Genomic DNA, 25725 nt, shown 5'->3' with positions numbered 1-25725 from the left:
ATAATAATGAATACGTCTAAATAGGCGCATGAAATATTTAATGTATATAAGTGGGGCGAATCCCAGGAGGTTTCTACGTATGACAAAGTACCATTTTACAGGCATTAAAGGGTCTGGAATGAGTCCATTAGCGCAAATTTTGCACGATACTGGCTATGAAGTACAAGGTTCTGATATTGAAAAATATTTTTTTACTGAAAAACCATTACATGAGCGAAATATAAAAATATTATTATTTGATGAATCGAATATTCAAGAGGGTTTGACTATTATTGCGGGAAATGCGTTTCCGGATAGTCACCCTGAGCTAGTCAAAGCTAAAGAACTTGGCTTAGAGGTAATTCGGTATCATGATTTCTTAGGGAATTATATGAGTCAGTTTACCTCTATAGCAGTTACTGGTGCTCATGGAAAAACATCGACTACTGGTTTGCTATCACATGTATTAAGTGGATACGAACCTACATCCTATTTAATAGGGGATGGTACCGGAAAAGGTATGTTAAATGCTTCTAATTTTGTGTTTGAGGCTTGTGAATATCGCCGTCATTTTCTTGCATACAATCCGGATTATGCAATCATGACAAATGTTGATTTTGATCATCCAGATTATTTCCAAGATATTGATGATGTATTCCAAGCATTTCAGTCAATGGCAATGCAAGTGAAAAAAGGCATTTTTGCTTGTGGAGATGATAAATACTTACAACAGATTAAATCGGAAGTTCCTGTCGTATACTACGGTTTTGGGGAACATAATGATTTTGCTGCACGCAATATTGAAATTACACCAAAAGGTACATCTTTTGATGTATTTGTACGCAACGAATTTTATGATCGCTTCGCTATTCCATTGTTCGGTGACCATACTATTCTAAACGCTCTTGCGGTTATCTCTCTATGCCATTATGAAGGTGTGCCTGCAGATACTATTCAAAGAGGATTAGAGACATTTGAAGGCGTTAAAAGAAGGTTTACGGAGACTGTAGTAGGTAATGATATTATCATTGATGATTATGCTCATCATCCTACAGAGATAAAAGCAACTATTCAATCGGCTAGACAAAAGTATCCAGCCCATCAAATTATTGCGATTTTCCAACCACATACTTTTACGAGAACTCAAAAGTTTTTACAAGAATTCAGTGAGGCGTTGAGTTTGGCGGATAGAGTCTATCTATGTGATATTTTTGGCTCGGCAAGAGAGAATGCAGGGAACTTAACAATCGCAACCCTTGGAGATATTATCGAAGGAAGCCATATTTTAACAGAAGAAAATGTAGGGGAATTACAGACAAAGGAAGATTCTGTTTTCTTATTTATGGGAGCAGGGGACGTTCAAAAGTATCAACAAGCATTCGAAGCAAAACTTAATAACTAACTAAAAAAGCTTAATCTATTTGGATTAAGCTTTTTTTTTGAAGGATATTTAAAAGAAACGTAGTATAGTATAGGTAGGAAGTTTAATTTGATTTGATTAGGGTAAAATTGTATTAAGACGTATAAGTTTTTAGGAGGATGTACAATGGAAAATCTTTTATACATAGCCGCTATTGTAGCAGCTGTTGCATTTCTAATACTTTGTATTAGTTTGGCAATGACATTATTTTCAGTTAAGAAGACGCTTAATAATGTAGCAGACACTTTAGATGGGTTAGAAACAAATTTACAAAACATGACAAAAGAAACAGCTGAACTACTTCATAAAACAAATGACTTAGCAGAAGATATTCAGGCTAAATCGGAGAAGTTAAATACAGTTGTTGATGCAGTTAAAAACGTGGGAACTTCTGTAAATGGATTTAATCATTCTATCAAACGCTTAACAACTTCCGTAACATCTGAAGTGGAGAAGAATGAAGAAAAAATTGCTCAGGTTGTACAATGGAGTAACGTTTTACTAGGTGTTCGCGACAAATGGAAAGAACGCAAAGCGTTAGAACGTGCTGGGTATTATACTTACGATGACGACAATCATAAACCACTATAATCGGAGGAATTTACATGACAAATCAAAAACAAACTAAACCTAATTACAATGATGCAACGTATAATCATGAGTATTATGCAAACCAATCATCTTATAATCAGCAAGGGAATTCGAATTATCCGCCTGTTCCATACTACAACAGCGATTCAAGGGATGATATTTACCGTGATGATGAAGTAAATGGTAAGGATTTTATCATCGGTGTGTTAATCGGTGGAATTATCGGGGCAACTACTGCATTGTTACTAGCACCAAAAACTGGAACAGAGCTTCGTGGAAATCTTTCTACACAGGCCGGTCAGCTTAAAGAAAAAACAATGGACTTTTCATCCACTGCAAAAGAAAAAACATCGCAACTTTCTAAGCAAATTCAGGAGCAATCTGGACAACTAGTTGATAAAGTAAGAGCGATTAAACCAACTGCTTCTTCTCCACTTGATGATGGTACCGCTTCATATGAGGGAGAAGAACCAATGGAATTTATGGAAACTATCTCTCATACTACAGAAGAATTAACGGAACAAGAAGAAAATGCTACAGCAATAGCAGAGGCTATTAAAGAAGCAGTTGCAGAAGAAGAAAAAAAGTAAGTTTTTAATACAAAATAATATATAAATGAGCATTGCTTTGCGCATGCTCATTTTTTATTTGTTTAAATGATTTGAGCTTTTTAAATGATTAGATTTTTATTATTCGGGCACGCTATTTAAGAGGTGAAATATAATATGAATTTTCCAATAATCCATACAAATTTTTGGGATGCTGTGATAGCTATTCCGGCAATAATGATCCTGACTCAACTACTAAAAATATATTTTAAAATACCAAGCAAATTTGTTCCTCTTGTTGCATTAATAATAGGTCTATTAATTTCTATCTTTATTAGCCATCGTCACAACTTAGTCGCTGGAATTTTCATGGGTTGGTTTTATGGCTATGCAGCGATAGGTAACTATGCTGCTTTAAAAACATCATGGATTGCATATAGAAATAAGTAACCACAAATGAGTATTGTTATTAGAGAAACACTCTGAAGATTTCACGAAGTATTCAAATAATAAAAGAGAATTTAACGATAATATGGTAATATATGTTTACAAGGGTGAAGAGAAATCAAGAATCCTTTTACAATTGAAAGGAGTCTAATTATGAGAGCAATAATATTTGATTTTGATGGGACGTTGGCTAATACGTTACCCATCTGTTTTTATGCTTTTCAAAATGTGTTTAAAGAATTTGATAATAAGGATCTTAGTTCAGAAGAAATAATGGGTATGTTCGGTCCTTCTGAAACAGGTATTATTAGAAATAATCTGTCTAATCCTAATAAGGAGGAGGCAATTGAATATTATTATGAAAAATATTCTGAACATCATAAAAGTTTAGTAGAAAGTAATCCTGAAATTCTAGAATTATTGAAGTCCTTGAAAGAGCAAGATATAAAAATAGGAATTTTTACTGGAAAGGCAAAAAAAAGCTTAGATATCTCTCTAAAGGCATTAAATATGGATGGATTGTTTGACGTAATAATAACCGGTGATGATGTTATTAACCCGAAGCCGGATTCAGAAGGACTGCTAAAAGCTTTATCTTTTTTAGAAGTAAATAATTCAGATGCAATTTATATAGGAGATAGTGATGCAGATGTAATCGCGGGAGTACAAGCTAACGTATTTACAATTGGTGTACAGTGGTTATCGGAATACCAAACATCTACATTTAGCGAACAACCAAAATTAATAATAACAAGCGTAAAGGAATTAATAAGTTCTTTAAAGTTGGTGTCAAATGAGTAAACAATGGTTAGAGTGGGCAAAACGAATTCAAGCGTTGTCTCAGTCCGGATTGGCATTTTCTAAAGATATTTATGATATCGAACGTTATGAAGAATTACGAAATATTAGTATAGAAATTATGGCGGAACATACAGAACTTGAAATGGATAAAATTAGAGACTTATTTGCAACTGAAACGGGTTACCAAACTCCAAAAGTTGATGTTCGTGGTGTAGTTTTTAAAGATAATCAAATCTTAATGGTAAAAGAAAATATAGATGATAAATGGGCTTTGCCAGGTGGATTTTGCGATATAGGATTATCACCTTCTGAAAATATAGTTAAGGAAATAAAAGAGGAATCTGGTTTTGATGTAGTGCCAATCAGATTAGTTGCATTATTGGATAAAAATAAACACCCTCACCCTCCAGAAGCATATCATTATTATAAGATATTTATATTGTGTGAAATTATTGGAGGAAAACCTGCTATAGGTATTGAAACGAATAGCATTAGCTTTTTTCCGGAACACAATTTACCGCCGCTTTCCACCAATAGGAATACGAGGTCACAAATTATTACCCTTTTCGAATTTTTGAAGAATCCCGAAAATGAAACGATATTCGATTAAAGAAGCAAGTTTAAATGAAAGTGAGGCTGATTGGATGAAGAGATATTTAGGCTGGATTTCATTAGTACTGATCATTTTATTTATCGTTTTAGCTTTTATTATCCCGCAAGTATTGAATCCTTTACCTGAATCCTTGGACTTATGGTTGTTAATACTATTACTACTAGGATCATTTTTCACTGCTCTTTTTAGTGTAAAAGGGCGTTTAAAAACAATAACTTTACTTATTTCTTCTCTTGGTATGTTAACTTTGTTAGTCTTAACTGTTATCGCTATCGGAATGATATTATTTGGAAACTTTGGTACATAGACATCAATACAAAAAAGCAAAAGAGGGGGAAGTATGGAAAAGATATTACATAAAATAACTAATTTGATTAACACAAAAGATAAAAGAATCATAATTGGAATTTCAGGCCACGGTGCTTCTGGAAAGACAACTTTTGCGAATAATCTTCTAAGGATTTTGGGACATGACTTTGTAAATTATATCAATACCGACCCGTGTATAATTGGATCTCAACTTAGAAAGTATACTCTGATAGATTATGAATATAAGAACCAACATCACCATGATAAAATGACAGCTTGTCATCCTGCTGCTCATAATATCTTCGCTTTAGAGCGGGACATCTAAAAGTTTATCTATTTACAGATGGAGAAACTGAGTTAATGAGAAGGAGTTTACGGGATGTTTCTTAAAGAGGAACAGACATAAATTATTTAAGAAAATCTCATGAAATGCGTAGAGTTCAATATGAACTATTCATGCATCCTTATCATAGGAATTTTGAAATTGTTATAAAAAATACCAATGAAGAGTGTATTCTTGAAAAAGGTAGTTTTAATATACTTGAAAGATAAAGAGATTTTTTTATTTGTGGAAATACAGTGAAATAGTACGTATTCACCCAATAAATAAGGCAAGGTGCGACCGAAATTGTATCTTCGGTCGCTTCTTTACAAAGTAAGATAGAATTATATCTTTTCTTTCCAAAAGTCTTAAAAAAACTGTTTCCTAAAGTTGAAGGAGAGAGACGTACAAATTACTACCACAGGATTAGAGCGAAAAGACTGGAGGGGCATGACTCGTCACGCCCCTCCAGTCAAGGTTCTCGGTAATGAGTAGTATAAGTTGTACCAAAGTGCTTCGAAAATGACGAGGGACTGATCTTTCTTTGAAGTGAGATTGCATATTTCATATAAATCATCCAAATACAATCTCCAACTGATCTCCACCGAATATTTCTTCATCGAAACGAGAAGGCTCTCCGTTTTTTAAAATTTGAAAGGAACCTGCTTGTTCTGGCATAGTCCATTCTGTAAAGCGAAAAACGTCTTGAAAAATCCAAGGAGAGCTATTAACATCTTGCCACTGAATATTCGATTCGTTAGGAATAACATCAGTAGGGGATAATTGAACGGTACCTTTATGAACAATTGCACATTCTTTCGAAAGCTCCACCGATTTGTTTTGGAACGTAATTTTTATTTGATCTACTAATTTCTTATCAAGCTGATTTGCAAGTTTTTCAAGCGTTGGTGAATCGATAGTTTCCAGTTGTATAATATCATTCTCTTGAACAGAATAGGAAGGTTTTACTGGACTTCCATTCAGTAATAATTTTGATGAAAACGTCGGGATAAAATGATTTTTATTATTTATCGTCACAGTGTAAGGTTGGAGCTGCGTTAAATAATTTTCTTTATGAATTGCATACAAAACTTGTTCGACTGTTTGAGGAGTCTCTACAGTAATTTTATCATTATCTTGTAACACAGTATCTAAAGATACCTTTTGGCCATTTAGTTTAACTACCGGTTCTACTATATACATAACTCCTTGGAATGTAATAGATTTAATAGTCGCATCGTCCAGAAGATCTCGAACTGTGGCAAATCCTTCTTTACCGTCTATGCCCTCTAAAAGTTCAATAATATCCTTACTTTGGATAGAGGTTTTCGTATTGGCCTCTATACCATTTAGCTGAATAACGGCGGGTTTTCCGTGCTCTCCTGGGATATGGATGATTTGTCCATTAACCTCTACGGTTAAAGCTGCACCCGGTTTCCCATAAAGTTTACGAGCAGAAATATTAGCAGCTAAAAAGGCATCTGCAATAGTCATTTCCTTAAGTTCAAACAAACGAACTATTTGATTGTTTACTTGCACAGACATATATTGAATTGGTGCACGTTTGGCGGCAATTGCAATCCCAATGGGAGTTACCAATTCAGGTGTAATTGGGATATGCTCTTCCTTCGTTAAGTGTTGAATCGCATCTATCCCACGTACGGCTACACGATTAGCAGGTAAATTTAGTTTTTCAGCTAAAATACTTGTCAAATTTGGTGTCAAACTTCCTCCACCAACTAACATAACCGCCTTCGTAGGCTTGTTATTATTTAATCGAAGAATTTCGCTTGATATGGAACTAGCTAAAACCTCTATTGCAGGCTTGAGCGATTCAATAACTTCTTCTTTTGGGATATCTTGCTCAAAGCCTAGAATATCTTGAATCTGGATGAAATCTTCAGTATTAATCATTCTTTTTGCTTCTTCAGCCAACGGGAAGTCCAATAAGTAATGATCACTCAAAGCCTCTGTAATTTCATCACCAGCTGTTGCGACCATTCCGTATGCGACTACTGTTCCTAAATCTGTGATAGCAATATCAGAAGTTCCAGCACCTATATCCACTAATGCTACATTTAATCTCCGCATCGAAGGGGGTATCAACACATTAATCGCAGCGATTGGCTCTAGTGTCAATGCTTCCATTTCTAAGTTAGCTCGTTTAAGTGCAGAAAGAAGGGATTCTACTACGACACGTGGTAGAAAAGTTGCGATTACCTCTATAGACGCTTCGTTTCCTTGCTGATCAACTAAACTTCCTATTTCTTCCCCATCTAATCGATAATAGACAACACTATATCCAACGCAATAATAATGATTGGTATATTTGTCTGTATCATTTTGAATTAGGTTACTTTGCGCTTTTTGGACTGCAGATAGCTCCAATCGATTTATATCATCTTCTGAAAAAATAGGTCTATTTTTAATATCCATTATTACTTCAGCCTGCTCTGTTTTTAATGCTCTTCCAGCAGCAGCAACACTTACTTTTTCAAGCTTCCCATGCTTTTTTTCTAGTTTTTCCTTAACGGACTGAATTATCTCAGCTACTTTTAGTACATTATGTATTTGCCCGTCAACCATTGCCCGTTCCTTATGTTCTTCTACCAAAATATCAGCTACATGAAAAGACTCTCCATGTTCTTCTAAAATGATACCAACTACGGATCTTGTACCAATATCTAATGCAAATAATTTAGATGTCAATTTCCCACGTCCTTTTTTTAGACAAATACTTTAACGAGTTGAATCGCTAAAATAAAATGCGTGACATTTTCTCATGCATTGATTATAATATGTCTTATATCTAAAAATGTATCATAATTTTCTGTCGTTATAAAGTACCGATGGAGAGAAGAGAGGAGAATTATCTATGAGTCATGTAGATTTAGACGCTTTACGCGCGCGTGTTGATGAGATTAACGTAGAGATTTTACAGTTAATCAACGAAAGAACTGGTGTTATTCAAGAGATTGGTAAAGTAAAAGAGAAGCAAGGTGTTAATAGATATGATCCTCTTCGCGAAAGACATATGTTAGATCACTTGAAAGAAAATAACGCTGGACCGCTTCCACAATCAACGGTTGAGCATATTTTTAAAGAAATTTTCAAAACTGCTTTGGAATTACAAGTGGACGATCAAAAGAAAGCACTTCTTGTTTCTCGTAAAAGAAAACCAGAAGATACAATTGTCAATATTAATGGAGAACTAATTGGAACAGGAACGCCATCATTTGTATTCGGCCCTTGTTCAGTTGAGTCCTATACGCAAGTAGCAGAGGTAGCGGCAGCTATCCAGTCTAAAGGGTTAAAACTAATCCGTGGTGGAGCATACAAACCACGTACTTCTCCTTATGATTTCCAAGGTCTAGGTTTAGAAGGTCTAAAAATATTAAAACAGATTTCAAAAGAATTTGGATTGTCTACAGTATCAGAAATTGTAACGCCAAGTCATTTGGATGAAGCACTAGATTATATTGATGTAGTACAAATTGGTGCTCGTAATATGCAAAACTTTGAATTATTAAAAGCAGTTGGGTCTATCAATAAACCAGTCCTTTTAAAACGAGGAATGGCAGCTACATTAGATGAATTCATCCATGCGGCTGAATATATTATGTCTCAAGGTAATGATCAGATTATTCTATGTGAACGTGGAATTCGTACGTATGAACGTGCAACTCGAAACACATTAGATATTTCGGCCGTGCCAATTTTAAAACAAGAAACACATTTACCAGTATTTGTGGATGTAACGCATTCAACTGGTCGTCGCGATATTCTTTTACCTGCTGCAAAAGCTGCAATTGCAATTGGAGCAGATGGAGTAATGGCAGAGGTTCATCCAGATCCAGCAGTAGCGTTATCGGATGCTGCACAACAAATGAACTTACAACAATTTGATGAGTTTTATGATTCCATACAAAAATTCTTGAAGAATCATGAGATTCATGCTTAGTTAGTGAAAAAATTCACAAAACCGACTCTTATTTTAGAGTCGGTTTTACTATTTGATTGAAAGTTAGTACGGTTATCAAGTATTATTTATATATATGTATTATTTGTATGTAAAAAATGAAGGAGGGATATATGTTGACTATTACAATTTACGATGTAGCAAGAGAGGCAAACGTATCAATGGCAACTGTTTCACGTGTTGTAAATGGAAACCAGAATGTGAAGCCAGCTACACGTCAAAAAGTTTTGGCGGTAATTGAACGACTGGATTATCGACCGAATGCTGTTGCACGGGGATTAGCAAGTAAAAAAACAAAAACGGTCGGCGTTATCATTCCAGATATTTCGAATGTATTTTATGCAGAGTTGGTTCGTGGTATAGAAGATATTGCAACAATGTATCGCTACAACATAATTTTAACAAACTCTGATCAGCAAGAGGATAAAGAAGTTCAATTACTGTCAACACTACTTAGTAAGCAAGTAGATGGAGTAGTTATGATGAGTGATGAAATTTCTCCTGAAATGTTGCATGAAATGAAAAGGGCAACCGTTCCTATTGTTTTAGCGGGGACAGTGGAAACATCTAACTCGTTTCCTTCCGTAAATATTGAATATCATGAAGCTGCAGTGGACGCGGTTAAGCGTCTTATCAAAAATGCTCATACCCGAATTGCATTTGTATCTGGATCTATTGATAGTACAATTACTAGATTATACAACTTATCAGGTTATGAAAAAGCGTTAAACGAGGCAGGTATCGAAATTGACACAGACCTAATTGTTGGAGTCAATAATACATACGACGATGGACTTGTTGCATGGGAGCAGTTACGAGAGCTAAAGGATCCTCCAACAGCTTTTTTTGCTGGGAATGATGAAATTGCTATTGGCTTGATCCATGGAGCACAAGATAACGGATTACGTGTACCAGAGGACATTGAAGTAATAAGCTTTGAAAACTCAAAATTAACAAGAATGGTTAGACCCCAACTAACGAGTGTAGTATTACCTTTATACGATATTGGTGCAGTTTCCATGAGATTGCTGACGAAGCATATGAACAAAGAGAATATTGAAGAAAACACAGTTATTCTTCCGTATTGGATTGAAGAAAGAAAATCAGTGAAGTAGTAAAACACCAGTAACGATAAAGTTACTGGTGTTTTTTAAATGCTTGCTGATTACGAAGCTGGTATAGTGCCTTATCGAGCATTTGTTTATTTTTCTCTGTAATTTCCATTTTACGTGGAATAGGTTCGTATAGGGGGTCGGGATCCATCCAAGTAGGGATAAGAGGCACTGGCGACTCTTTCGACCATCTGTCTATCCAATTCTGCGGGAGCTCACCCTTTGGAGCTTGAAGGTCATTCATCTCCATCCACACGTAAGACCATGCACGAGGTACTACTCTCCATATATCGTATCCACCACCACCAACTGCAATCCATTTACCGTGGCAAAATTCATGTGCAAGCTCATGTGCGAGCTTCGGAATCTCTTGATAGATTTTCATCGTTCCATATAGGTGGGTAAGCGGGTCAAAATAATGAGCATCAGCCCCATTCTGACTAAGAATAACATCCGGCTTAAATGCCTCCACAATTTCTCGCAAACTTGTCCGATAAATATCTAAAAAGGATTCATCCTCCGTAAAAGCATCAATAGGGAAATTAAAGGAGGTACCATAACCTTCCCCAGAGCCTCTTTCCGTAATACTTCCAGTGCCCGGGAATAGATATCTTCCTGTTTCATGGATTGAAATGGTACACACATTTGGATCATCGTAAAAGCTCCATTGGACTCCATCTCCGTGATGGGCATCCGTATCAATGTAAAGAACACGTGCATTATACTTTTCTTGCATATACTTAATAGCAACGGAACTATCATTGTATACACAAAAACCAGATGCGCGTCCTCTGAAACCGTGATGAAGACCACCACCTAAATTCACAGCATGGGAAGCTCTTCCTTCCATCACATAGTCAACTGCGGTCAAAGTACCTCCGACAAGACTTGCACTTGCCTCATGCATATCTGGGAAGATTGGCGTGTCTTCAGTGCCTATACCATAACTTTCATATTTAGTGCTATCTGCGTGTTCCTTACTCGCCTCTTTTACCATCTCAATATAGTGTGCATCATGAACGAGAAGTAGTTCCTCGTCTGTTGCCATTCTAGGCGAGACAATTTCTGATTCAGATAAAGCATTTACTTCTTTTAAAAGATCAACTGTTAAAGTGAGTCTTTTTTGATTGAATGGATGAGTATCTGAAAACTTGTAGCCTAACTGGTCTTCGGAAAAGACAAATACAGCATTTTTCATAGTCCTAGTCCTGGATGATTTGGCCATAATACCTCGTAACCTTCTGCACGAATAGTTTCAATAAGTACAAGCGGGTTTATAGTCTTTACTCTGAACACTAAGATTTTATAATCACTTTGATCTTTATCAGGGTAAACTAATACACTTAACACATTAACCTTTTGATCGTGGAAAACTTTAGAAATGCCGAACAGAACGCCGGGCTTGTTAGGAACTCGAATTTCAATTTGGGACCCTGGTTGATGTACACCTGTGAGTTCGATAAATTTGTAGAGTAAATCCGACTCGGTTATCATTCCAACAAGTTTTCCATGGGATACGATTGGTAAACAACCAATTCGATTATCATAAAATATACTCGCAGTTTCCTCCACAAAATCTAAAGGATGACCAGTTATCGGGTTTTTGGTCATAATTTCTTCTAATTTACGATTATATATTTCAGGGTCTGATACATTTTGTAGTGTAGATGGAGTTGCTTCTTTTAAGTCTCGATCGGTAACAACTCCAAGTACTTGTCGCTTGTCATTAATAATTGGTAAATGACGTATCTTCTTCTCTTTAAGTAATTGTAATGCATCATTTATCGTATGATCTGGTGTTAAACTCGGTACGGAAGTATTCATGATTTGTTCAACTAGCATGTGCATGAACTCCTTTTGTTAGAAAGTTAGATATTCATTAATACATAAAACGATTCATAAAACGTAGTTGGTCAAATTGCTGGATAGACTCAGTATCAACTCTACTACCGATTTTAGCCATTAAACAATTGGCAGGGTGGGAGCTGATTTCAGGATCATCTGTAGCAAAATACTCAAGACCGCCTGCTTGCATCATTTTTTCCATTACTTTTCTATATTCCCAAACGTTTAAACCGGTGCCTTTTAAATCCCAATGCCAGTAATACTCTGTCGTAATCGTAATATAATCCTCCATAGCATCATCCATCATGGATACACGAAGGAGAGTTTTCCCGACTCCTGTGCCACGAAATTTTGGAATTACCTCGATAGCCCCTAGCTCTATCAAGTTTTCCATATTCCCGTGTGACCATCTTTCTAATGGGTCTGGGTGTAGGTATGTGCAATAACCTACAATAGTTTCTTGATCTCGTACAATAATTATTCTTCCTTCAGGTAACTTAGCAATTTCAATAATTGCTTGATGCTGCTGCCCAGGCGTACGAAAAGCTACTAATTCCTCGTGGAATTGTAGCCTGGCGATTTCCTTGGAGGGAACAGGACCTTCAATAACGACAGTGCCATGTATAGTTGCTTTCTGCACAGCATTATACGTTTTTGGATGTAACACGGATTCACCACCTATTTAGATAATTGTAATTGTATTTATTATACATGATTTTAAATAAAGAAAGCGATTACCTCTATTATTTGATCAAACATTCAAAAAAGTAGAAAGATTAGCAAAAATATAAGAAAGTATTGTAGAATGGAATAGTATAGTTATAGAAAGGGTGGATAGGATGAAGATTGAAACATTACAAGTAGTTCAAGGGGACTTCCAGTTAAGTAATTATGAAGAAACTGCAAAAAACTTTAAATGGGAAGATGCAGAGAAAGAGTTCTCGTGGTTTAAAACTGGGAAAGTGAACATGGCGTATGAAGCAATTGATCGTCATGCAGAATCCGATAAGAAGGATAAAGTTGCACTTCATTATCAAGATGCAGAACGTAAAGAATCTTATACATTCGGCGATATGAAAAAATGGACGGATAAAGCTGCTAACGTGTATGTAAACCATTCGAATTTGACAAAAGGGGATCGTCTCTTTATATTCATGCCGAGATCACCAGAGTTATATTTTGCCCTTCTTGGTGCTACAAAATTGGGCTTAATCGTTGGTCCGCTTTTTGAAGCGTTCATGGAAGGTGCTGTTTACGATCGCTTACTGGATAGTGAAGCGAAAGCAATTGTCACAACTCCAGAATTATTAAATAGAATTCCATTAGATAAATTACCTAATTTAGAGTCGGTTTTTATAGTGGGTGAAAATATAGAGGAATCCGATAAGTTTATCGATTTCAATAAAGCATTACATAATGCGTCAGAATCCTTCGAAATCACATGGGTTGATAGAGAAGATGGACTAATTTTACACTATACTTCTGGTTCTACAGGTAAACCGAAAGGGATATTACATGCACATAATGCAATGGTGCAGCAATATCAATCCATGAAATGGGTAATGGATATTAGAGAAGACGATATCTATTGGTGTACAGCAGATCCAGGCTGGGTTACTGGAACAGCTTATGGAATCTTTGGTCCATGGCTAACAGGAACTACATCACTTATTCTTGGTGGTCGTTTCTCACCCGATGCTTGGTATAATGCAATTGATGAGTATGGAGTTACTGTATGGTATAGTGCTCCAACGGCATTCCGTATGCTGATGGGAGCAGGAGATGCCATTGTTCAACAACATGATTTGTCTTCACTACGACATGTGTTGTCAGTAGGTGAACCGTTAAATCCAGAGGTTATCAAATGGGGTATGCAAGTATTCAACAAAAGAATACATGATACTTGGTGGATGACAGAAACTGGCGCACTAATGATTTGTAACTATGGCTGTTTACCTATTAAACCGGGTTCAATGGGTAAACCACTACCTGGAATTGAAGCAGCTATTATAGATAACTCAGGTAATGTTGTGCCGCCTTATACAATGGGAAATTTAGCACTTAAAAAAGGCTGGCCATCTATGATGCGGCAAGTGTGGAACAACAAAGAGAAGTTCGATTCTTATTTTATAAATGATGAATGGTATTTCTCTGGAGATTCAGCATATATGGATGAGGAAGGATACTATTGGTTCCAAGGTCGAGTGGATGATGTGATCATGACATCAGGTGAACGCGTAGGACCGTTTGAAGTGGAAAGTAAATTACTTGAGCATCCAGCTATTCTAGAAGCGGGGGTAATAGGGAAACCTGATCCTATCCGTGGCGAAATTATTAAAGCTTTCGTAGCATTAAATGAAGGATATGAACCATCTGACGAATTGATTGAAGAAATTCAACTCTTTGTCAAAAAAGGACTTGCAGCACATGCAGCTCCTAGAGAAATAGAATTCAAAGATAAGCTTCCAAAAACAAGAAGTGGTAAAATCATGCGTCGCGTATTAAAAGCTTGGGAGTTAAAACTGCCAACAGGTGATTTATCTACAATGGAAGACTAATAGTATAAGTGAACACTTGAATATAAAAATACAAAAAGCATTGCATTTAGCAGTGCTTTTTGTATTTGAAATTATCCAATACAGTAAAAGAAAAGGATGAAATTAAATGAAACAATTAAATCAAATTATTGAAAAGTTAAAAATGAATGTTCTTTCCATAGAAGATGTTCCTGATTCATTTAGTTCTACTGTATATAAAATACAACAAATTAATAAGCAGAACGTATATCTAAAAATTCCTTATTCTAAAGTAAAATTAGTACGTGAACATGAAGCTTTAGAAATATTGAGTGATACCTTACCCGTACCTACGTTATTAGGCTATTGGGAAGGGAATGATGAAATACCAGGTGCTCTTCTCCTTTCAGAGATTAAAGGGCAGGCAGTTTCGGGAAAGGTTGATGAAATATTAGCCTATGATATTGGAATTCACCATGCAAAGTTGCATAGTGTGCTTCCACAGGAACATACTTCATATAAAGGAATTTCAAATGTGTATGAACAATGGTCAGCTTTTAGTGAAACACATTTTTATGGTTTTGCTGAAGATGTAAAAGAAGTGATACCAGAGAATTTGTTAAAACAATCAATAGAACTATTTGAAGAACAACGTAAATATCTTCCTGAACCAGATGGACCGAGCTTTATACATATGGATTTTCGCCCGGCTAATATTATTGTCCATGAAAATCAAGTAACAGGGATTATAGATTTTGAAAGTGCACGTTTTGGTTCGACGGAAATGGATTTTACAAAAATAAACCGTGATATTTTTATGGAAAATCCAGGGACATTAGAAGCATACAAAAAGGGCTATCAATCTATTCGTCCAATAATAGATTTGGAAGTCATATTACCATTCTATCGTTTTACGGATGCATTTAATTCATTGGGTTGGTGTAAACGACGAGGAATCGAGAGGCATCAGCAATTTTTTAATGAGAATTATATTATTTTAAAATCTATTCTACACAACGAACACTAGTTATAAGAGCTATAATAAGAAAGATCTCAAATATAGATTTTAAAAAAACGAAGGCTACTAATACAAATTAGAAATAAATCCAATTTATATGTATGATGTACCAAAAGAAAGTTAGGTGGTGATTTTTTGGAGGAACGACAAAAGGACTTCCATCTACGAATACAAAAAATCGGTTATGTAGCCCCGACATTGAATCGTGGAATCGAATTTGTTTTAGTAATCGATGGGGAGCTTAAAATTGAAACAAGAAATCGAATTTATCAACTTAAAGATAAGGATTTACTCCTTATTAACCGCAATGAGCTTTTTGAAATGCAGGGAAATAATAAAAATAGCGTTCTCCGGTTTACCATTTCAGATACATATATGGATCAGTTTTATGGAGAATATCGGAATCGGCGTTTTGAATGCTTTTCAGGAGATGTCGATATGGGAAGAGAAGTTTTACTCGACCAGCTTAGGACATTCTTTGGTGAGATGGTCATTACCTATTATAGAAATGACGAAATCTATGCAATTGAAATGCAAAGACTTGTAAGTGAAGTTCTCTTGATCCTTATTCGCCGTTTTAAGAAAGATGGAAGTGTATTTGAAAAGATAAATACGGAAGATCAACGAATTAGTCAAATCGTTGATTATTTGGGGGAACATTTTCAAGAGCCCATTACTTTAGAGGAGATGGCTCATAAAACCTTTGTGTCTCCAGGGTACTTATCACGTTATTTTAAGAAAGTAATGGGCATGGGCTTTAGTCGTTTTCTTATGAATATTCGATTAAAACACAGTGTAAAGGATTTACTCTATACAACTGATTCAATTTCTTCTATTGCCATGAAAAATGGTTTTCCAAATACGAAGTCGTTTGCGAAATTTTTTAAAGAAATATATGGAGAAACTCCTAAAGTATATAGAGAGCATCATGTGGAAGAAAAAGTAACCACTATTGAGATTAATCAAAAGGAAGATGTAGAAACATTAACTAATTCTAATGAAATATTTTTGAAAATAGGTTCGTTACTAACAGAGAAAAATAATACGTATAGCAATACGGAAACTCGTTATGAAGAATTATATATAGACGCCTCTATTTCTATACATGAAAAAATTTATAGACCAGATCATGTTTTGATGATACGAGAGTTAAAAGAAATTTTAAGAGAAGATGTACGAGAGCAGGTACTAGCGGTAAAAGATGAACTTCGTCTCAATTTCATTGGCATTCGAAACTTGATAGGCAATACTATATTTCTTCCAACTGTAGAAACGGACGAGCTTATTTCAACTTCTTCCCCTTATTTTACAGCAGATCTTGCTATTAACTTTTTAAAGAAGCATGACCTATCTATATTTAGTCGTGTTGACTATCAAGATATATCAATGGATGAAGAAGCATATTTCACAAAACTAAAGGGATTTTTACATCATTGCTTGTTAGTGTATGGTGAGGCTTATGTGAGTAAATGGCATATTCTTTACTACGAGTCCTATTATTCTGCGGTCGATGGGAAAGAGCTACAACGTATTTATGAAAAGCTTTATCATACACTAAAAAAAATAGTTCCAAAGATACAGATTGGGTTGTATATTCCGTTTTCAATAGAAAAAGAAAGAACAAATGATCATCACGCCTGGCTACTACAGGAAGCGGGAAATATTGATTTTATCGGTTATCATGCAAATCAAAACGAGGCAATTGACTTTGAAGAAAGTAGAAATGATCGATTTTTATATGCTAAGGATTATATTAAAGAAAAAACAATTAAATTGAAAAATTATTTAAAACAGCTACATATTGAAAAACCACTCCATTTAATTACGTGGAATACGTTATCAGGAAATACAAGATACACAAATGGAACATTTTTTCGTGGTGCATTAGTATTGAAGAATGCATTAGAAATTTCAAAAGATGTCCATTCACTAGGATTTTGGATTAATACCGAAATACATGAGGTCGACGATCAGCATCATCGTATTCAATTAGAAGGAATGGAATTATTCCATTTTTTTAAAGGAAAACGTCCCGCCTATCACGCTATGGCTTTTGCCGAGAAATTATCCGGTGACATTATTGCGCAAGGAGAGGATTATATCCTGACAGAATATGAGGGTGGTTATCAGTTAGTACTTATGAACTGTACGAATATAAACCCTTATTTTTCAATTGAAGATGCTTTCCTCAGACAGTTAAATAAAGACATAAGAGTAACCATTTCGAATTTAATGCCTGGGGAGTATCAAATACGAAAGTATGTATTTGATAAAGACAACGGAGCTCTATATAAAAACTGGGGAAACCTAAGCAGTATACACGGCGTAGATCTAGAAGTGACTAAATATATTAATCGTTTAAGTCATCCGTCAATGCAAATCTTTGACGAGACCATTTTTGAAGATTGGTCATTCTATTCATACCTATCAATCAATGCCATTCATTTTTTTGATATCCGTAAAACGTACAGCAAATAGATCATATAAATAATCAGGAGTCATTGGTATTTCATTATACCGATGGCTTTTTAAATTTATTTTTTTCTAGATAAAAAATTAACCGTCTATTTTGTACCATCTATTAGGTGATGTCAGAATGTTGTCCTTTCTAACTAATGAACTGAACAAAAATCGCAAGGCTTGATAGGTCATATCTAGATTAAAATATACACAAGGAAAGCTTTCCAAATTCAATGATATGCTCGAGAGTGTTTATGTATAGTGTTAGATGTTCTACACAAGATAAAGTTTAGGAAAAATAAGGAGTGAAAATTATGGAAACAACCTACAAAGGTACAAATAAAATGATTACAGGGATTGTATTTGGAGTATTAACATTTTGGCTATTTGCGCAAGCAATGGTTAACGTAGTTCCCGTAGTTCAAAAGGATTTAGGAGTTTCTTCGGGTACATTAAACATTGCAATTAGTTTAACAGCGCTATTCTCGGGTATTTTTATAGTAGCAGCTGGTGGACTTGCTGATAAAATTGGACGGAAAAAAATGACGAATATCGGACTCATTTTAAGTATAATTGGTTCACTTTGTTTAGTTTTAGCAACTGGGTCAACATTACTCATTATTGGTCGGATCATTCAAGGTTTTTCGGCTGCTTGTATTATGCCTGCAACGATTGGCTTGATGAAAGCCTATTTTGAAGGGGCTGAACGTCAACGGGCACTTAGCTATTGGTCAATTGGTTCTTGGGGTGGTTCAGGTGTTTGTTCGTTATTCGGTGGAGCAATTGCAACATATATGGGATGGAGATGGATTTTCATCTTCTCGATTATCATCGCAATTCTTGCGTTATTGTTATTAAAAGACACCCCTGAAAGTAAAGCTAAACAAACTGGCAATTCTAAATTTGATGTTAGTGGTCTAATTATTTTCATTATAACAATGTTGGCATTGAATATTTTCATCACACAAGGTGCTGAAATTGGTTGGGCAAACTGGATTACGATTGTACTGTTAATTGTCACAGTAATTGGTGCGATTATCTTTATAAAAGTTGAAAATGGTAAATCGAATGCTCTAATCGATTTTGGATTATTTAAAAACGCACCTTACACTGGTGCAACGGTTTCAAACTTCTTGCTCAATGCTATAGCTGGAACTCTTGTTGTTGCGAATACGTATGTACAAGAAGGAAGAGGGTTTACATCTTTTCAATCAGGTATGCTTTCGATCGGTTATCTAATTGCTGTGCTTGCGATGATTCGTGTTGGAGAAAAGATTCTTCAAAAAATTGGTGCGAAAAAACCTATGCTTTGGGGTACAATTTTGACGCTTATCGGTGTTGGGGTGATGGGCTTAACATTCTTACCAGATGTAGCTTACACAGTTGTTGTATTTATCGGATTTGCTTTGTTTGGGTTAGGATTAGGAATCTATGCAACACCATCTACAGACACCGCAGTTTCGAATGCACCTGATGATAAAATTGGTGCAGCATCGGGTATTTATAAAATGGCAAGTTCCCTCGGTTCTGCTTTCGGAGTTGCTATATCAGCTACTGTATATTCAATGATCGCAGCCAATAGCGGGGTTGATGCAGCGGCAACTGGAGGTATTATCGCCAATGTAATTTTTGGCATCATCGCATTATTATCAATTATTTTCATGGTTCCAAATAATGCTGGTAAAAGCGAAGTTAAATAAGGAGCGTGTTAGTTATGAAAGAAAAACTAATGAAAATGTTGGATGAACGTAAAGATGAAATGATTCAAATTCGCCGTTATTTACATGAACATCCTGAATTATCATTTAAAGAAGAAAAAACAGCCGGGTATATTGCTGACTTTTACAAAGGGAAAGATGTAGAAATACAAACTAACGTCGGAAATGGTTACGGAATTATTATAACCATAAAAGGTGGGAAACCTGGAAAAACAATTGGTTTGCGAGCAGACTTTGATGCACTTCCAATTGTAGAAGAAACGCTCGTTCCTTTTAAGTCTAAAAATGAGGGTGTCATGCATGCATGCGGACATGATGGTCATACAGCTTACATGTTAGTTCTTGCAGATTGTTTAATTCAACTGAAATCAGAACTATCCGGAACTATTAAAATCATCCATCAGCATGCAGAAGAGGTTCCACCAGGTGGAGCAAAAAGTATTGTAGAATCTGGACTGTTGGACGATTTAGATGAAGTGTTTGGAATTCACTTACTACCAATTGGTCCTGCTGGTATGGTTGGTTACAATAAAGGCTTTGCTTTCAATGGTCGAGCATACATGAAGTTGAAAATACAAGGACGAGGTGGGCATGGTTCATCGCCTCATTTAGCAAATGATGCAATTGTAGCAGGTGCTCACTTTGTAACCGCGATTCAAACTATTATAAGCCGCCGATTAAGTCCGTTTGACATAGGAGTAATTACAATAGGATCATTTGATGGAGCTGGTACCTTTAATGTGATAAAGGATAGCGTAGAGCTTGAAGGTGATATCCGTTATATGACTGTTGAAACAAAAGAAACGATTGAACGAGAAGTAAAACGTCTTGTCAAAGGACTTGAGGAAGAGTTCGATGTAACTTGTGAGCTTACGTATACACCAGACTATCCGCCTTTGTACAATAATCCTGAACTTACAGAAAAAGTGGCAGAAGCACTAAAAAATGCGAATGTGAAAGAAATTACAGAAGTAAAAGAAGTCCCACCAATGGCACCATCTGAAGACTTCGCTTACTATGCTGAAAAATTCCCTGCTTGTTACTTTTATATTGGATGTACACCAAAAGGCGTTGAAAAACCATATTTCAACCATAATCCAAAATTTGATATCGACGAAGATGCACTCTTAGTTGCAGCAAAAGCTGTCGGACAAGTTGTTTGTAGTATACAAGAATAAAACAGTAGAGTCGTTCAAAATTCACTTTTTGAATGACTCTTTTGCGATTGAATGGATTCACCTGAGGAGGGGAGGGATCGCTTTGACATGGACATTCTGAACATCATTGGTACTGTTGCATTTGCGATAAGTGGTGTGCTTGTTGCATTAGAAGAGGAGTATGACATATTCGGTATTTATGTTTTAGGATTTACAACAGCATTCGGAGGAGGACTCGTTCGTAATCTATTAATTGGTATACCAATTGAGGACTTTTGGTTACAAGATTATTTATTTGAAATAGCGTTATTGGCTATTACGATAGTCTATATATTGCCGAAAAAATGGATTAGTAAATGGAAAAATTGTGAGGTGTTTTTTGATGCCATTGGTTTAGCAGCATTCGCCATACAAGGTGCAAATTATGCAGTATCAATTGATGCTCCATTAATAGTAGTAATTATAGCAGCTTCCATGACAGGTACAGGTGGTGGGATGATAAGAGATATGTTCGCAGGTCGAAAACCGATGATCTTCCGTTCTGGAATTTATGCCTTATGGGCAGTATTAGCGGGTCTTGCCATAGGTTTAGATTGGATACGTGGTCCCTACAGCACATTTTCCCTCTTAATCATTATCGTTATATTAAGAATATTATCTGTTTATTTTAAGTGGAATCTACCACGTAATATTGATGATAAAATAAGTATGGGTAAATAAAAAACAAGGGATAGCAATTATCCCTTGTTTTTTAATACAGCTGTTGCATTTTGGAAGGCCAACTTTCAAGTATCGCCTGCATGTCTTCTTTATTCTTCATCAAACCACAGCTTATCTTTATTATCAATGTCGCCATTGTAATTGATTAGAATTTCATCTCCTGCTTTTATATTTGTATAAGCATAGAAGTCAAATGTGTGATTATTAAAGTTAATCTCATACATTGCATTAGGTTCATAAGAATGGTTAAACAACATTCCATAACCAAGAAGGATAGCTGAATGATTTATCCCATACTCAAAAGCATAATCTCCAAGTATGGTTTGCTCGATGTATTGATGCTGGTCATTTGGATACGCAATGACAGGAGCTTCATGGAAAAGCTCTCCTTTTTTGATATCACATGTAGCAAATACCCCTCTATTGAATTCTCCATCACTTAATGGAGATGTTTTTACCTCAATCATGTTTGTTCGCCTACTCACTTTTAAAATATTCTTCCTAACTGTAACATTAATTTGGACATTATGCTCTTTTTTTATTTGATGTGAGAAAAGTGAGCTATAAGTGATCCATTTAATGAGATAAGAAAAACCTGCTAAAAAATGCCCGGTCCTTAAAAATCAAAACCTATTTCTATCGTATTCGAAGGGCTTTGGACAGACGTTTTGCTATAGGATTACCGAGTGATTTTTTAGGGATGCTGGTTGGTTGTGACGGACGTCACAACCAACCAGCATCCCTTTTTTTGGTAATTTTGCGGCTTGTGTCTGTCCTTCACCCTTCTAAAACTATTAGAAACAGGTTAGTGCGTTTTTGTTTAACTAAAGTAAAGATACGATTTTACTCTTAGAGGGGAAGACAGTCTAAGGGCGCGACAATGCAATCGCAATGATTGCCTAACCCGCATCGTGCGGACCTCGAAGATACAATTTCGTTGGCCATTGTACTTCTCTATTCAAAAAAGCCCAATTCTAAATAGAAATTGGGCTTTGTCGATATTTCAATTTGTTTTAGTTATCCTCCGCCTTCACCTGGAGAGGAGGGTCCTTCCTCTACAGGAGGAGTGACAGGATTTTCTTCAACCGGTGGAACAGTTGGATCTATAGTAGGAGGTATTACGGGATTCTCTTCATTCTCTTCTGGTGCTGTTGGTGGAACCACTGGCTCAGGTGGTTCTGCTTCTTCTATAGACACTATATTAGATGAACCAGATTCCATCCCGGTGATATCGACAGCAACAGCGATAAATTGACCTGCACGATTTATAGGTAAACTGTTTCCGGCAGCCTCTTTCTTAGAAGAAATCAGTGTTCTTTGTCCATTTCCGACTTCGTACACTCTATATCCTACAACATCTCCAGAAGTAGACTTAGACCATGTCATCGTTCCATTAGTCATTGTCGCTGTGACTGTAGCAGGTGGACTTCCGTCAGCATTAAATACTTCCTCAGAAACTACATTTCCTCCAAAGGCGGATTTTGTTGGGAATAGCTTAGAAGCATTACCTCCAAATTTCCCGAGCATCCGTTTTATAAAGTCTTCGTTAACACCATAACCACCACTTACGACAAATTCACCTGGCGTGTTATCGAGCGCACGATATCTGTTTCCATTTATCTCTACATAGGAAGAAGAGATTAAGCTATCATCTTTTGCAGTTGGTAATAAAACAGTAGCGTTAAATAAATCAGACTTCACTAAACCAGCTTGAGAACATGCATCTGAAACGGCAAGTCCTGAAATTCCACAGAACGATCTAGTAACCACTCCTTCAGGTGCTGTAAAGTTAGTAGAGGCATCCACTAATTCGGGATTCACATCATACATTGCATTCATCATATTAGACCAGAACATATTGACTCGCACACTTGGGTGATTGTAACGATTATTCATATAATATAATGTCTGTGTATCATCTCCATAACCCAACCAAACTCCTAAAGAAATATTTGGGTTATAGCCAACTAGCCATGAATCATTATGATTTTGCGTTGTACCTGTTTTTGCACCAAAATCAGATTGGAATTTCAATCTAGAGTTTGCTAATTTTGCAGTCCCTTTAGACAGTACATCTCTTAACATATCAGTAATAATATAGGAAGTAGCGGCACTGAAAACCGGTACTGCTTCCACTTCATGCTGATAAATCAGATTACCATCTACGTCTTCAATTTTCTCTATCATATAAGCATCAATAAACTGTCCGTTATTTCCAAATGTACCAAAGGCATTTGTATTTTCCTCGAGTGTTGCACCTTTTGTCATCCCACCAATGGAAAGTGCATGATTAGCATACTCAGCTTCGCCAATACTCTCAAATCCCATTTTTATTAAGAAGTCAGTAGGCTTACGATCCATGATTAAATCGTATAATCGGATAGTGGACAAGTTTTGAGACGTTGTCAATGCTTCTCGAGCAGAAATGATACCTAATTCCTGAGCAGTTGTATAGTTAGATGGTGATTTCGCCCATGTGGTACTACTTAAATTGTCCAGCTTCACATCGACTACTGGACTACCTGCACCAATTACCCCGTATTCTATCGCGGGAGCATATACTAGTAGTGGCTTAATCGTAGAACCTATTGGTCTAATACCTTGTGTAGAGTAGTTTACTTTATCAAGCTTATGATCTCTTCCTCCTAAGAAGGAAAGAATTTTACCTGTACCATTTTCTATTAGCATCCCCCCGACTTGAACAGGGAAGTCTTTTAAAACTATCTCTCCGGAATCCTCATCTTTTACTTCCTTCTGGAACGTATGGCCATAATATTCGAACTCATCTCTCACTTTTAACATAGCTAAATACATATCTTTGTTGATAGTGGTGTGAATGCGATAACCATCTGTACTAATCGAACGTTGGGCTAAAATATTATACTTTTCATATAGTTTCTCTTCTTTATCTAATCTAGCGGGATCAATAGAGTCTGCTTCCGCAAACTTATCTCTTAAAATTTCTTTTACTCTATTTTCAATTTCAGTCGTCAACCAAGGGTATTTATCTTCTGGGAGAGTTTCTGGCTCTCTAAAATCTTTAGTAATATCATAGCTTACTGCATTATTGTATTCTTCATCCGTAATATAGCCAGTTTCATTCATACGGAATAGAACTGTCCTCATCCGCTCAATACCAAGCTGTAGAGCTTCACCTTCTTTAATCTCTCCGCCTTGTCGAAATGGTGTGTAGGCAAATGGAGCTTGTGGAATACCCGCAATGTAGGCTGCTTGAGGTAATGTTAGATCTTTTGCTTTTATATTAAATATTCCATTTGCTGCGGTTTCAATCCCTGCAATATTTCTTCCATTAGAATTTCTCCCATAAGGAATAATATTTAGATATGATTCTAGTATTTCATCTTTGTTCATAAAGTGTTCCAAACGCATTGCTAATAATATCTCTTTAGCCTTTCGTTCGTAAGATACTTCGTTTGTTAAAACTTGGTTTTTGATTAATTGTTGTGTTAATGTTGATCCTCCAGTTTGTGTATCAGAATTTGATACATCCTGAAGTAATCCGCGGAATATTGCTTTTGGAACAATTCCGTTATGCACTTCAAAATACTCGTCCTCTGTTGCAAGTACTGCATCAATTACATAAGGAGAAACCTCTGATAATTTAGTTTCTGTTCTTTCTAAATCAGTACGTAATTTGCCTAAATATATATCTCCGTCAAAATAGACCTCTGATGTCTCTTCATAATTTAATACAGCACTTCGCATTTCTTCTTTATCACGAAGTGGCTCTTCTTTTACTAATGAAGCAAAATAGCCTGCACCGACAGATACACCGAATACCCCTAATGTCAGGAGTCCTACCATGAAAAGTAAACATAAATTCCATAAAACACCTGAGGATATTCTTAATCCCTTAGCCCATTTTGTAGATTCCCACACATCAAATTTATCTTTAAAGATTTGTATTTTTTCTAGCCATTTCTTCATTCAATTCTCCCCCCTAAATCATGAATTATTATACCATAAGCATATATTGTAAGACGATAGTTATTGACATACAACGTAGATTAGGTAAAATAGGTATATATTTTAACGAAGAAAAGTCCGAAGTAGTATTTATGCATACTGTGAAGAGAGCTAGCGGTTGGTGAGAGCTAGTCAGTGTATAAAAACGAATTACAGGCTTGGAGTTAAACGTACTCACAACGA

General features: G+C 35.9%; 21 protein-coding genes, 1 pseudogene and 1 other annotated feature (1 of these 23 only partly in view). Of the genes and pseudogenes, 16 read left to right on the top strand and 6 right to left on the bottom strand.

The annotated features are described in order from the left end of the window. Positions 1 to 79: 79 nt before the first annotated feature. From murC to ACN6MX_RS12820, 8 genes and pseudogenes are all read left to right on the top strand, one after another. The gene (gene murC, locus ACN6MX_RS12855; RefSeq protein ID WP_419959293.1) at positions 80 to 1381 is read left to right on the top strand and encodes a UDP-N-acetylmuramate--L-alanine ligase; all 1302 of its coding nucleotides are present in this window, start codon (positions 80 to 82) and stop codon (positions 1379 to 1381) included. A gap of 144 nt (positions 1382 to 1525) precedes the next feature. Beyond that, positions 1526 to 1990: a DUF948 domain-containing protein gene (locus ACN6MX_RS12850; RefSeq protein ID WP_419959292.1), complete on the top strand. Its 465-nt coding sequence runs from the start codon at positions 1526 to 1528 to the stop codon at positions 1988 to 1990. Between the two features lie 14 nt (positions 1991 to 2004). Beyond that, positions 2005 to 2580: a YtxH domain-containing protein gene (locus ACN6MX_RS12845; RefSeq protein WP_419959291.1), complete on the top strand. Its 576-nt coding sequence runs from the start codon at positions 2005 to 2007 to the stop codon at positions 2578 to 2580. 135 nt (positions 2581 to 2715) lie between these two features. Continuing rightward, positions 2716 to 2988 (top strand): hypothetical protein, encoded by a 273-nt coding sequence (locus tag ACN6MX_RS12840; protein ID WP_419959290.1) that lies wholly within the window; start codon positions 2716 to 2718, stop codon positions 2986 to 2988. Positions 2989 to 3135: 147 nt separating this feature from the next. Next, positions 3136 to 3786 carry an HAD family hydrolase gene (locus ACN6MX_RS12835; RefSeq protein WP_419962621.1) on the top strand — a complete coding sequence of 217 codons (651 nt, stop codon included), beginning with the start codon at positions 3136 to 3138 and terminating at the stop codon, positions 3784 to 3786. Then, entirely contained in the window at positions 3779 to 4396 is a 618-nt protein-coding gene (locus tag ACN6MX_RS12830) for an NUDIX hydrolase (protein WP_419959289.1), read from the top strand. The genes ACN6MX_RS12835 and ACN6MX_RS12830 overlap by 8 nt, the downstream gene beginning before the upstream one ends. Then, positions 4377 to 4706 (top strand): histidine kinase, encoded by a 330-nt coding sequence (locus ACN6MX_RS12825; RefSeq protein WP_419959288.1) that lies wholly within the window; start codon positions 4377 to 4379, stop codon positions 4704 to 4706. The genes ACN6MX_RS12830 and ACN6MX_RS12825 overlap by 20 nt, the downstream gene beginning before the upstream one ends. A 33-nt stretch (positions 4707 to 4739) precedes the next feature. Beyond that, positions 4740 to 5260: pseudogene (locus tag ACN6MX_RS12820) on the top strand (phosphoribulokinase). A gap of 343 nt (positions 5261 to 5603) precedes the next feature. Here ACN6MX_RS12820 and ACN6MX_RS12815 read toward each other — a convergent pair. Then, entirely contained in the window at positions 5604 to 7739 is a 2136-nt protein-coding gene (locus ACN6MX_RS12815) for a cell division protein FtsA (RefSeq protein ID WP_419959287.1), read from the bottom strand. A 166-nt stretch (positions 7740 to 7905) separates the two neighbouring features. On the opposite strand from ACN6MX_RS12815, the gene ACN6MX_RS12810 reads away from it, so the two are divergent. Beyond that, on the top strand, positions 7906 to 8991 hold the full coding sequence (locus ACN6MX_RS12810) for a bifunctional 3-deoxy-7-phosphoheptulonate synthase/chorismate mutase (protein WP_419959286.1): 1086 nt from the start codon (positions 7906 to 7908) through the stop codon (positions 8989 to 8991). 134 nt (positions 8992 to 9125) lie between these two features. Further along, entirely contained in the window at positions 9126 to 10124 is a 999-nt protein-coding gene (ccpA, locus tag ACN6MX_RS12805) for a catabolite control protein A (protein WP_419962620.1), read from the top strand. A 22-nt stretch (positions 10125 to 10146) separates the two neighbouring features. Here the strand turns inward: ccpA and ACN6MX_RS12800 are convergent, their stop codons facing one another. The 3 genes from ACN6MX_RS12800 to ACN6MX_RS12790 are packed head-to-tail and all read right to left on the bottom strand — an operon-like array spanning position 10147 to position 12633. Further along, a complete protein-coding gene (locus ACN6MX_RS12800; protein WP_419959285.1) occupies positions 10147 to 11319 on the bottom strand; it encodes an acetoin utilization protein AcuC in 1173 nt (390 codons plus the stop codon). Continuing rightward, positions 11316 to 11963 (bottom strand): acetoin utilization AcuB family protein, encoded by a 648-nt coding sequence (locus ACN6MX_RS12795; RefSeq protein ID WP_419959284.1) that lies wholly within the window; start codon positions 11961 to 11963, stop codon positions 11316 to 11318. The genes ACN6MX_RS12800 and ACN6MX_RS12795 overlap by 4 nt, the downstream gene beginning before the upstream one ends. A gap of 37 nt (positions 11964 to 12000) precedes the next feature. Then, positions 12001 to 12633, bottom strand: coding sequence for a GNAT family N-acetyltransferase (locus ACN6MX_RS12790; RefSeq protein ID WP_419959283.1), 633 nt, complete (start codon positions 12631 to 12633; stop codon positions 12001 to 12003). A 172-nt stretch (positions 12634 to 12805) separates the two neighbouring features. On the opposite strand from ACN6MX_RS12790, the gene acsA reads away from it, so the two are divergent. The 6 genes from acsA (at position 12806) to ACN6MX_RS12760 (ending at position 21555) form a co-directional block, all read left to right on the top strand. After that, a complete protein-coding gene (gene acsA, locus ACN6MX_RS12785) occupies positions 12806 to 14524 on the top strand; it encodes an acetate--CoA ligase (RefSeq protein WP_419959282.1) in 1719 nt (572 codons plus the stop codon). A 106-nt stretch (positions 14525 to 14630) separates the two neighbouring features. Continuing rightward, positions 14631 to 15509: a phosphotransferase family protein gene (locus ACN6MX_RS12780; RefSeq protein ID WP_419959281.1), complete on the top strand. Its 879-nt coding sequence runs from the start codon at positions 14631 to 14633 to the stop codon at positions 15507 to 15509. Positions 15510 to 15635: 126 nt separating this feature from the next. Beyond that, positions 15636 to 17978, top strand: a complete 2343-nt coding sequence (locus ACN6MX_RS12775) for a helix-turn-helix domain-containing protein (protein WP_419959280.1) — start codon at positions 15636 to 15638, stop codon at positions 17976 to 17978. Positions 17979 to 18271: 293 nt separating this feature from the next. Next, positions 18272 to 19660 carry an MFS transporter gene (locus ACN6MX_RS12770; protein ID WP_419962619.1) on the top strand — a complete coding sequence of 463 codons (1389 nt, stop codon included), beginning with the start codon at positions 18272 to 18274 and terminating at the stop codon, positions 19658 to 19660. Positions 19661 to 19674: 14 nt separating this feature from the next. Continuing rightward, positions 19675 to 20856 carry an amidohydrolase gene (locus ACN6MX_RS12765; protein WP_419959279.1) on the top strand — a complete coding sequence of 394 codons (1182 nt, stop codon included), beginning with the start codon at positions 19675 to 19677 and terminating at the stop codon, positions 20854 to 20856. 87 nt (positions 20857 to 20943) lie between these two features. Next, the gene (locus ACN6MX_RS12760) at positions 20944 to 21555 is read left to right on the top strand and encodes a trimeric intracellular cation channel family protein (protein WP_419959278.1); all 612 of its coding nucleotides are present in this window, start codon (positions 20944 to 20946) and stop codon (positions 21553 to 21555) included. 89 nt (positions 21556 to 21644) lie between these two features. Here the strand turns inward: ACN6MX_RS12760 and ACN6MX_RS12755 are convergent, their stop codons facing one another. Both ACN6MX_RS12755 and ACN6MX_RS12750 read right to left on the bottom strand, forming a co-directional pair. After that, a complete protein-coding gene (locus ACN6MX_RS12755; protein WP_419959277.1) occupies positions 21645 to 22022 on the bottom strand; it encodes an SET domain-containing protein in 378 nt (125 codons plus the stop codon). 550 nt (positions 22023 to 22572) lie between these two features. Continuing rightward, on the bottom strand, positions 22573 to 25503 hold the full coding sequence (locus tag ACN6MX_RS12750) for a transglycosylase domain-containing protein (protein WP_419959276.1): 2931 nt from the start codon (positions 25501 to 25503) through the stop codon (positions 22573 to 22575). Positions 25504 to 25602: 99 nt separating this feature from the next. Further along, positions 25603 to 25725: a binding site (T-box leader), on the top strand (it continues 74 nt past the right edge of the window).

It is taken from the genome of Psychrobacillus sp. BM2, from assembly GCF_048572895.1.
Taxonomy (GTDB): Bacteria; Bacillota; Bacilli; order Bacillales_A; family Planococcaceae; genus Psychrobacillus.
Note: the sequence above shows the minus strand (reverse complement) of the source record. Positions and strands in the feature narration are given on the sequence as shown.

What these genes read in the sequence shown, in the direction of transcription:
- murC (WP_419959293.1), top strand. Translation starts at nt 80, where the DNA reads ATGACAAAGTACCATTTTACAGGCATTAAAGGGTCTGGAATGAGTCCA.
- ACN6MX_RS12850 (WP_419959292.1), top strand. Translation starts at nt 1,526, where the DNA reads ATGGAAAATCTTTTATACATAGCCGCTATTGTAGCAGCTGTTGCATTT.
- ACN6MX_RS12845 (WP_419959291.1), top strand. Translation starts at nt 2,005, where the DNA reads ATGACAAATCAAAAACAAACTAAACCTAATTACAATGATGCAACGTAT.
- ACN6MX_RS12840 (WP_419959290.1), top strand. Translation starts at nt 2,716, where the DNA reads ATGAATTTTCCAATAATCCATACAAATTTTTGGGATGCTGTGATAGCT.
- ACN6MX_RS12830 (WP_419959289.1), top strand. Translation starts at nt 3,779, where the DNA reads ATGAGTAAACAATGGTTAGAGTGGGCAAAACGAATTCAAGCGTTGTCT.
- ACN6MX_RS12825 (WP_419959288.1), top strand. Translation starts at nt 4,377, where the DNA reads ATGAAACGATATTCGATTAAAGAAGCAAGTTTAAATGAAAGTGAGGCT.
- ACN6MX_RS12810 (WP_419959286.1), top strand. Translation starts at nt 7,906, where the DNA reads ATGAGTCATGTAGATTTAGACGCTTTACGCGCGCGTGTTGATGAGATT.
- ACN6MX_RS12800 (WP_419959285.1), bottom strand. Translation starts at nt 11,319, where the DNA reads ATGAAAAATGCTGTATTTGTCTTTTCCGAAGACCAGTTAGGCTACAAG.
- ACN6MX_RS12795 (WP_419959284.1), bottom strand. Translation starts at nt 11,963, where the DNA reads ATGCTAGTTGAACAAATCATGAATACTTCCGTACCGAGTTTAACACCA.
- acsA (WP_419959282.1), top strand. Translation starts at nt 12,806, where the DNA reads ATGAAGATTGAAACATTACAAGTAGTTCAAGGGGACTTCCAGTTAAGT.
- ACN6MX_RS12780 (WP_419959281.1), top strand. Translation starts at nt 14,631, where the DNA reads ATGAAACAATTAAATCAAATTATTGAAAAGTTAAAAATGAATGTTCTT.
- ACN6MX_RS12765 (WP_419959279.1), top strand. Translation starts at nt 19,675, where the DNA reads ATGAAAGAAAAACTAATGAAAATGTTGGATGAACGTAAAGATGAAATG.
- ACN6MX_RS12760 (WP_419959278.1), top strand. Translation starts at nt 20,944, where the DNA reads ATGGACATTCTGAACATCATTGGTACTGTTGCATTTGCGATAAGTGGT.
- ACN6MX_RS12755 (WP_419959277.1), bottom strand. Translation starts at nt 22,022, where the DNA reads ATGATTGAGGTAAAAACATCTCCATTAAGTGATGGAGAATTCAATAGA.
- ACN6MX_RS12750 (WP_419959276.1), bottom strand. Translation starts at nt 25,503, where the DNA reads ATGAAGAAATGGCTAGAAAAAATACAAATCTTTAAAGATAAATTTGAT.